We start from the raw sequence: 9,363 nt of genomic DNA, 5'->3' as shown, positions 1-9,363 counted from the left end.
TTTTGGCGCTTTCCTGGAACCACCCACTTTATACGCCTTGGCCACATTCAGCATAAGTACTATCAGCAATACCGCTGCAATGATCATAGAAGCGATATTCTTGGTCATAGAAAGATCGTAGATCTTTTCACCGGTTGGATTGTCACTACCATCAACGGCAATGATATCGCCATTCGGGAATTTCGCTGCATCCAGTCCTTTCTCTGCACGATAGTGTTCTGTCACTAAACGATATCCGTCATGTGCCTCATGGCCATGATGGAAGGCAGAAGAAGAAAACACGGAAGTTCCACGCGCCGGGTTGTAAATAATCACAGGCAACGGAATCGTTACATGCGTTTCACCCAGCTCGAACAGGTGCCAGTCGTGGGCATCCTTTACGTGGCCGAAAATCGTTTCCTTGATATCTACTTTCTTAGGTTCAGTCTCATCTCCACTAGTTCCGTGCTCACCTGGCGCAGCAATTTCTGCTGTTTTCTGATGATGACTGTCCTGTGCAAAGGAAAAATTACTAAAACTGTGAAGGCCTAAAACCATCACAAGTGCTACCATTCTATGTTTGAACCAATTGAAAGAAATCACCGTTTTCTGAAATTTTGCGCAAAGATACTCGTTTTTAGCTTCAAAATTAAGCGACTACGAAAAAAAAGAGCGATATATTCTAATTATATTGATAACCAGCTGCTTACAGTTAAAAAAATGTGGGTTTTTACCATAAAAAAAGACCGCTGAAATCAACGGTCACAAAAAGTATTTCATATTAATATTTTTATAATTTATGAGGAACTTAGCAGCATACCCTATCCCATAGCAAGTTTATCCTACATATATTTATTAATCACCATTTAAACGACAAAAGGGCAAACCCCCATGATCCACTCCCCGTAACCATGGCAAGTTGGTTACCGGAAACAAACCACACAGGCTGTTGCCCTTTTGTTTTTTATCCGGGAGATAAATACCTGATCGTCGCCTTGGTTGACGAGCAGCTCCCGGATCTCAACTATTTAAACGAAACATACTTCTGCTCCGCCTTGATAATTCCATTAAAAAATGTTTCCAACTGTTTGAAATCAGCAGGCGCCACCACCTTATTACAATTCGTTTTAAAATGACGATTGATCACCAATCTTTCATCCGACTCCTTTTTGAATGCCAGCACATAACTCATATCGGCCAACTGCAAATTCGCACTTCCCGGTACCTGGTCAAATTGTTTCCCTGCCGGCAAACGGATATGAATTTCTGTACTGTAATCATCTGTATTCTCATAGTTGCCATACAGGAAAGGATGCTGACGAGCCTCCGGCGTAAAAATATCTGCCGTAGCTACAATGTCCATAAACGCCGGCTTGATCATATTGAAATCACCTACATTGATCACGTCATTTTTTACTGTGAAACTGGATTGCAGCCACACCGTGTCTTCCAGGTTATCCAGGTTGCGGAAAGAAAAACTATCCAATACAATCTGGTTCTTAAACATCCCGCTAATCCCCCGCTGCACCGCATCCCTGGTTTCTTCCCGGGTTTTGTGCTGGTACGAATGCCGGATCTGGGAAGCCAGTTCTCCACTGTAAGCACAATACGAATGAATCCGTTGATCACTGCCACTCAAATCAATATCCAGCTGACGATGAATAGACTTAGGAGCAAAGTTACCGGCAGACAATACACTTATCTTCTCACCGGCTTTATAATTATACGGAATATTCAATATCTGCGCCCCCGCCAGTGAAGACGACAAAGAGTTAAACGGCAACGCATTGTCTGTCAGTTCCAGGTAACTATATTGCCCGCCCGCTTTATACCGTACAATGCAATGATTAAAATCCAGAGAAGGCAACTGCATATTATGCTGACCGTAATCCTGTGTACTTACCAATATCAGGTTCGCTTCCAGCCCCGCCTTGCGGGCAAATGCGAGGAACAGGGTAGATAAATCCTTGCAATCGCCCAATCGCGTTACCAATGTTTTGCCCGCCCGCTGCGGTACATAAGCACCCTGCCGGAATGATACCGAACTATAAGCAATATTTTTTTCTATGTATTCATAAATCATCCTCGCCTTCGTTACCTCATCCAGCTTTTCAATACCGGCAGGAAAGATCTCCTTCCACGCTTCATTGATTTCAAAATCTTCCTTGGACTGTACCCGGGTAATATCACTATACCACTCTCCTATTACATCCCAGTCTTTCACCGTGGAAAGATGCAGCACCTTGCCCACATCGTTGATACTGGGCATATACGATTCACTGCGCAGGGCCGGTATTTCTTCTTCCCTCCAGCTATATAATTTAAACTGTTCATGCTGGCTGATCTTAGGCTTCACCGTGCCACCGTTTACATACTCGTAGTACAGGGGAATACTGTCTGATATCAACACATTGTAACTCGAGATATGCGTTGGCACATAGGCAGAAAAATACACCTTATCCCAATACTCTCTGCCCAGGCGGCCGCGCCCAAAGTTGTTGATCTTATAATTGAAATAAATCACATCGCCCTCATCCAGCTTGGTAAACACAATTTCATTATCATTCGTTTCTGCTGGTACCTTAGCACCATTGGCTTTGATCACTTCTGCCTTCACAATCATCACATCCTGGTAAACCGTGTTATAAGGAATAGAAATTTCCTTCCACCGGGAAATGCCTTTTTTATTGTTGATGATCATCGCGGTGTTGATGGTTTGCTCCCCGGCGCCTTCGGGGTAAAGGATTACATTCTTTTCATCAAAAATATACGCATAGGATTGTGACGAATCACGCGGATTCTTCAGTGCCTTTTCTATCTCTTTATAATAATCCAATACCGGGAAGTACTTATCCATAGGCGGTTTCTGCTCCAGTGTACGTAATTTTTCGCGGTAGCCAAATCCACCGGCATACATGGTCAGTGCCTGTCTGAAATAGTGTATGGCAGAATCATTTTGTTTTTTCTGGAGAAAACAATTCGCCATATCACCCAGCGGTACGTGGCTATAAGGGCTTATCTGGTGGGCAATACGCAGGTAATGTAGCGCGGAATCGTATTCCTGCCGGGCATAATAATATTTAATCAGCTTATTATAGGCGCTTACATCATACTCCGTCAGATTTTTCACATGATGCATCGCGGCCAGCGCAGCAGCTGTTTTACCCTGATTTAGATATTCGTCTATCAGCGCCTCCTGCATAGTATACAGGGTTCTTTTTTCGCAGAATTTTTCCAGCACCGACAGTGCTTTGGCCGGATCGTTATTAACTTTCCCTTCGTAGAGGTACATGGTTTGTACAATGTCTGACGAGAAAGGATATTTTTCATAGGCTATCTTCAGCAGCTGTATCACACTGTCAATTTTCTCCTGATCTACCAGTAGTTGCAGTTTTTTGAAAGTGGTAAAGCGATGCTCCCCCCTCATGGCAATCATCCGCTCCAGTACGCCCATGGCCTCTGTATAATTTTTCTCTTCTTCCAGTTTATTCACTTTAGCGGCCAGTAACCAGTAATTATCCGGCGCCAGCGTTTTAACCGCTTCCATTTTTTCCGCCACTTCTGTGCGGTCATTTTCGCTGGAAAGGCAGTCTACATAACAACTCTGCAGCAGCATGTCTTTAGGATAATTCTTTTGCAGCTGAAACATCACTGCTTTGGCTTTATCCCACTGCTCATTACGCACGTAAACTTTGCTGAGCAAAATGGCGAGGGCAGGATCAGTAGGATGTAATGCCAGTTCTTTTTTAAAGTATTCTTCCGCGAAATGCACAATGGGCAAGGCTTCTGTTTTAGACAAATCCGGCTGATATGCTTCCGGCTGCACTTTAGCCGTAATCCCTGTTAACGGATTATATCCGTTATCTGTTAACCGCACACAAAAATGGGGGGTGGAATTGCTTTCTGTATAGCCCAGCTGCACCAAAATACGGTTATAGCCCTTGTTCAGGTGTACTTTTGTTTTCCACCAGTCCAGCTCTGTCACCTGCTCTTCCGGCTGACTGATCATCAGTTTATCGTTTACCCACAACTTCATGGTGCCATTACCCGCGAGGCATAGCAGCCCATCCAGATCCGCATCTGACTTTACAAAAGTTTGCAGGTAACCAATAGCACTCCCGGCTGAAAAGGCAGATCCCACAAAGTTCCAGCCCTGCCGGGTAGTAAACAGCGGTACAAACCAATTTACCGGTGCATTATTACTGGAAATAAAGTTTTTGCCTTCGGGCTGTTTTACCGGACCATAGTCCTTATCAAAACCGCTGCCCATAATGTTATCAAATGGGCCCACATAAGCCCATTCCTCCAGGGTTCCCATCTGCGGGTATAAGGTTTTAGCCAGTTCATTCTGGTTGCTGGCCATAAAATGGTAGGCTTTAAAATAGCGGGCGGCGGCGCGCATGGAACCATTATAGTTCACCGAATCTGCTATGATACGATCCAGGTTTTCCAGCTGGGTGCCTTGTTTGGCACTGTAATCCCCCAGCAGCGAGCCGTTAAACCAAAGGGCATACACATAAGGCGCAGGGTTAGTAAAGGCCGTAAGGGGGTTAAAATACGCCTTGGGGAAGTCTTCCGTATAGTCGTTAGCGGTTTGGATAAACACGAGGGTGCTGATAGCGCTGTTTTTTTGAGCGCCACCGGCTTTGATCACTTTTTGCAGATAGGTGATCGCCGTTTTCGTGTCATTTTTGTGAATCGCCTCCCAGGCTTTTTCGTAGTCGCCTGCCAGCAACAGGGCAGGGCACAACAGTAACAGGATAAGAATAGCGTTAACAACTCTTTTCATCAGGTATAGGATTTAACTACAATAAATGTACAAATAAATTGTAGTCGTCATATCCTACTAACGATGTATGCGCTTATACTTTACTAACGTTAAACTGCATGCTATGCAACTTGAAATAGAACCCTTCCAGCTTGAGCAGTTCATCGTGGGTACCCATTTCCTTGATTTCGCCTTTATCCAGTACAATAATTTTATCTGCTTTGCTGATGGTGGATAAGCGGTGAGCGATGATGATGGCGGTACGATCGGCAATAAGCTTATCTATCGCCTGCTGTATCATCATTTCGGATTCCGTGTCTACGGAAGATGTGGCTTCATCGAGCACCAGGATGGCCGGATCATACAATAAGGCGCGTACAAAGGAAATCAGCTGCCGCTGACCGAGCGACAGGGTGCTGCCCCGTTCCATTACCTGGTAATCGTATCCTCCCGGCAGCTGCATAATGAAGTCATGGATGCCGATGAGGCGGGAAGCTTCTTCCACCTTTGCCCTGCTGATGTTGCTGTTATGCAGCGTAATATTATCGTAGATGGAGCCGGCAAACAGGAATACATCCTGCAATACTACCCCAATCTTGCTCCGCAATGATTCCAGCGAATAGGCCGGCAAATCAATATTATCGATCTTGATACTTCCTTTCTGTATTTCGTACAGCCGGTTCAGGATGCTGATGATAGTGGTTTTACCGGAACCGGTATGTCCCACAATAGCTACCGTATCACCTGGTTTGGCGTGGAAGCTGATATTTTTCAGTACATAACGGTCATCTACATACGCAAAACTCACGTTATCAAAAGTAATGGCGCCTTTCATGTTTTCTGCCGTCTGATGACCTCTGTCAGGGATATAATCCTGGTTATCCAGTACTTTGAAAACCCGCTCGCTGGCTACCATACCCATTTGCAGGGTATTGAATTTGTCGGCGAGCATACGCAGCGGGCGAAACAGCATATTCAGGTACATAATGAAAGCAATCATTACGCCCTGGGTAACTTCATAGTTGAGTACCTTGTTAGCACCCCACCATACCATTAAGCCCAGCGAAATAGCCAGGATAATTTCCACCACCGGGAAAAATACAGAATAGGCAAAAATGGCGTCTATATTGGCTTTACGATGTTCTTTGTTGATATGTTTGAACCGGGCAGCTTCTCTTTTCTCCGCCGTAAATGCCTGTACCACCACCATACCGGTGAGGTGTTCCTGCACAAAAGCGTTGAGGGCAGATACCGCATTACGTACCCGGTAAAAGGATTTATTCACGCTTTCTTTAAAAATATAGGTCGCGAAAATCAATATCGGGAAGGGCGACAGGCTAATCAGGGTCAACCGCCAGTCTTCCATAAACATCACCACCAGTATCGCTATAATCATCAACAGATCCGCCACAATTGAAATAATACCTTCTGAAAAAACATCATTAATCGCTTCAATATCATTGATAGTGCGGGTAGTGAGGGTACCGATAGGTGTTTTATCAAAAAAGGCCAGGTTCAGGTGTACAATCTTTTTATATACCGTTACCCGCAAATCTTTTACTACCGACTGTCCCAGCCAGTTGGTGAGATAGGAAAAAAAGAAACGCACGATGGTTTCCAGTATCAGCAATCCTATCTGTACCACCGTTACCAGCAACAACATCTGCATCAGCTGGTTGGCAATATATTTATCTACCGTTACCTGGATCAGGTAAGGACGTAATGGTGATATAGCGGCCAGTATAACCGTTAATACCATGGAGATGTAAAAGGAGCGTTTGTAAGGGGCCGCGAATGAGAATATGCGCCGTAATAAACTAAAATCTAATACTTTCTTTACCGCAAGATTTTCCAATGTGCCAGGTTTAAACTACACAACAAACCTACGAATAATGCCGCGAATTTTGTCTTACTCAGGATTATACTGATGTAGATGATTGTCCGGATTTTGTTTTTCCGGATTAAAAAAGATTAGCGAAGAAAGATGAGAATATCTACATCTGTCTTCGCTAATCCTTTTTATTCTTATAAAATCAAAAAGTAAAAATCCGGACAATCATCTACATCAGTATAATCCTGAGTAAGACAAAAATCCGCTTATTTCTTCCCGTCTTTCATAATCTGTTTGTACGCCTTAATAAAAATGGCGCCCAGATTTTTGTGAGGAGGTACGTAATCACTGAACAGGTCCTTGTTACGGGCATCTGATGAAAATCTTTTAGTCAGCTGCGACCACATGATCACCCAGTCTACGTTCTTACCGGCGCGTACCTGGTCTTCCAGTGTATGGATGATGGGTTCATTGACAAAACGGGTACCCACCTGTTTTGAAGAAATGATATGTGCTTCCGGTGATTTTTCCAATACAGTAGCCAGGTTATGATAACCACCGCAGGAACCCAGCAGTACAATTTTAGCAGAGCTCTGCAGGTTTTCCAGTGTGGTATTGATATGATAGCTGTGACCACGGTGAATGAATATCGTAGGATGAATATCGTTTTCATCCAGGAAATCACTCAGTTTGGCAATGGCTTCTTTATCTGCTGGTTCATCTGTTGGCAGATTCGCAAAGATGGTCGTTGCCTTACCTTTTGTGGAGGTAATAGTAGCCCAGTATTTATTCTTACTGATTTTCCAATCGGAAGAAGGGAAATTCGTCATGAAGCTGGAGAAAGACTCTTGTCCGTCTTTATCTCCATAGAAAAATACCTGCTGGTAAATGCGACCGCTATCGCTTTCCAGTGTGCCGGCAGCAACAAAGTTGATCGGAGGCAACTGGAATTTGGTAGCCATATCCGTGGCCTTGGAGGAATCGTTTTCATCTTTCGATTCTGTTTCGAACAGGCTGCTGAGCAATTGATAAATAACGGTTCCGCGTTTATCATCATGCTTCTTCACGTAGGCGAGGTTCTTTCTCACTTCTGCCCGCAGGAATTCCAGCAGTTTTTCGTCGCGGATACTACCAAAGGAATTGGCTACATCCACGGCATCTTCCAGGTCTTCGGTTTTTTCCAGGTTCTGCACGTATTTCTGCATGAGATAGTTGGAATTTTCCGGAGCCATGGATTTCAGAAAATTATCCAGGGTATTGAAACCGGCGGCCATGGCGATAAATTTCTTGAAGCGGTCAAAATTCACCATCATCAGCAAACTATCTCCCCGGGGAGGTTTCATACGGATCATCATCTGATCGTATAAGCCGGCGTTGTTATGATTGGTATAACTGGAAGTATATAGTTCTTCCTGACCGTTAATGATCAGGTAGTAGAGTTCTTCCGGTGTAAAGTTTTTAACAATCGCAAAACGAACAGGGGCTGGTTCTTCGTGCAGGTCGTTCACATCGCGGATATACAGCAGTGACTTGGCTTGCATATTTTCCATCATAGCTTTCAGCCCGAAGGGATTTTGTCCTTCGTTTTTCAGTTTCTGCAGGGCAATGGTCGATTTCACCATTTGCTTGTAGTACTGGTAATCGTTATCTACAATGGTTTCCAGCTTTTCTACTGTGGTAGTACCTGCCAGGAGCTCATCTATAAAAGGCAATATTTTAGTGCTTTGAGGGGATTGTCCGATGCGCACAATGGTTTGCACGATAGGATCCTGGTTACGCTTAATCACGTTAGCCATGGGCGTAAAGGAGGTAGCATAGGTAAGCACCTGGTTAGGGTATTTACGCGCTACTGCAGCCACGATAGAGTCGGTACCCGGATAATTCAGGTAATCTCCCAGTTTGGGCATCACTGTTTCCAGGTTATTAAACGCGTATTTGGTAAATACCTGTCCCCTGGCTTCTTTGTAGCCGGGGTTGTCCTGGAAGGATTCTATCATTTTTTCGGAGGCTTCGTAAGACAGGTGCTGAATGTAAGGCATGATGCTTTGTCCTTTGATATCGGCGTGCATCATATTGCGGTATGCCTGCACCATAGCGGGGGCTTCTTCCGGATCGATGTTACGGCGTGAACGTTTCTGATTGTAATCTTTCAGCATCACATAGATACCGGAGAGGTACTTTACTTTGAGCCGGTGATCCAGCGCATCGTTGTCCTCTATTTCCAGCTGCATGTCATCCACTTCTTTGAGAAGGGCATTGGTAACCTGCAGGTTAATGGTTTGATCTTCCGACACTTTCACAAGATCGTCCGCTTTACCATCGAATTTAGCCGCAGCGGCCTGTTCTTTATCGATGTTATCATGAAATCCCTGTCTGCTGATTGGAATCGGATGATGGGCGCTGTTTTGTGCCTGTAGCCAGCTGACTGCAAATACCGTCAGCGATAATATTAATAGAAATCTTCTCATACTAAAGTGATCTTTTCGCGAGGACCAGATAGCAAATTTACAACCAAAATACAGAGTTTGCCAGTGTTGTGTTGCTATCTTTTGTTTTTAAACCTAAAATATATATAATAAATTCTATCTATAACTACAACTGTCAGGTTAGCTCACCTGCTTACACGATTTGGCAGTGAGAAAAGTAAAAATCTTCCGGTAACATAACAATCATCTGCATATGAATGTTGAATATTCCTCATATTGGAGTGATATTGTTATTTGGTGTACCTTGTCTGCGGTCTCGGAAAACCAAGCTGATATTGAATTAACAATTTCATAATGTT

3 protein-coding genes and 1 pseudogene are annotated in these 9,363 nt (G+C 44.1%); all 4 read right to left on the bottom strand.

What is annotated here, in order from left to right; translation table 11 throughout:
• Positions 1-537: pseudogene (locus tag VIP81_RS09045) on the bottom strand (hypothetical protein); the annotation flags it as partial.
• Positions 538-1,003: 466 nt separating this feature from the next.
• Entirely contained in the window at positions 1,004-4,768 is a 3,765-nt protein-coding gene (locus VIP81_RS09040; protein WP_331958734.1) for a DUF3857 domain-containing protein, read from the bottom strand.
• 73 nt (positions 4,769-4,841) lie between these two features.
• A complete protein-coding gene (locus tag VIP81_RS09035) occupies positions 4,842-6,602 on the bottom strand; it encodes an ABC transporter ATP-binding protein (RefSeq protein WP_331958731.1) in 1,761 nt (586 codons plus the stop codon).
• A gap of 242 nt (positions 6,603-6,844) precedes the next feature.
• On the bottom strand, positions 6,845-9,046 hold the full coding sequence (locus tag VIP81_RS09030; protein WP_331958728.1) for a hypothetical protein: 2,202 nt from the start codon (positions 9,044-9,046) through the stop codon (positions 6,845-6,847).
• Between the last annotated feature and the right edge of the window lie 317 nt (positions 9,047-9,363).

Source organism: Chitinophaga sp. (assembly GCF_036566945.1).
In the GTDB taxonomy this organism is placed as follows: Bacteria; Bacteroidota; Bacteroidia; order Chitinophagales; family Chitinophagaceae; genus Chitinophaga.
This window is presented reverse-complemented; position numbering and strand designations above follow the sequence as displayed.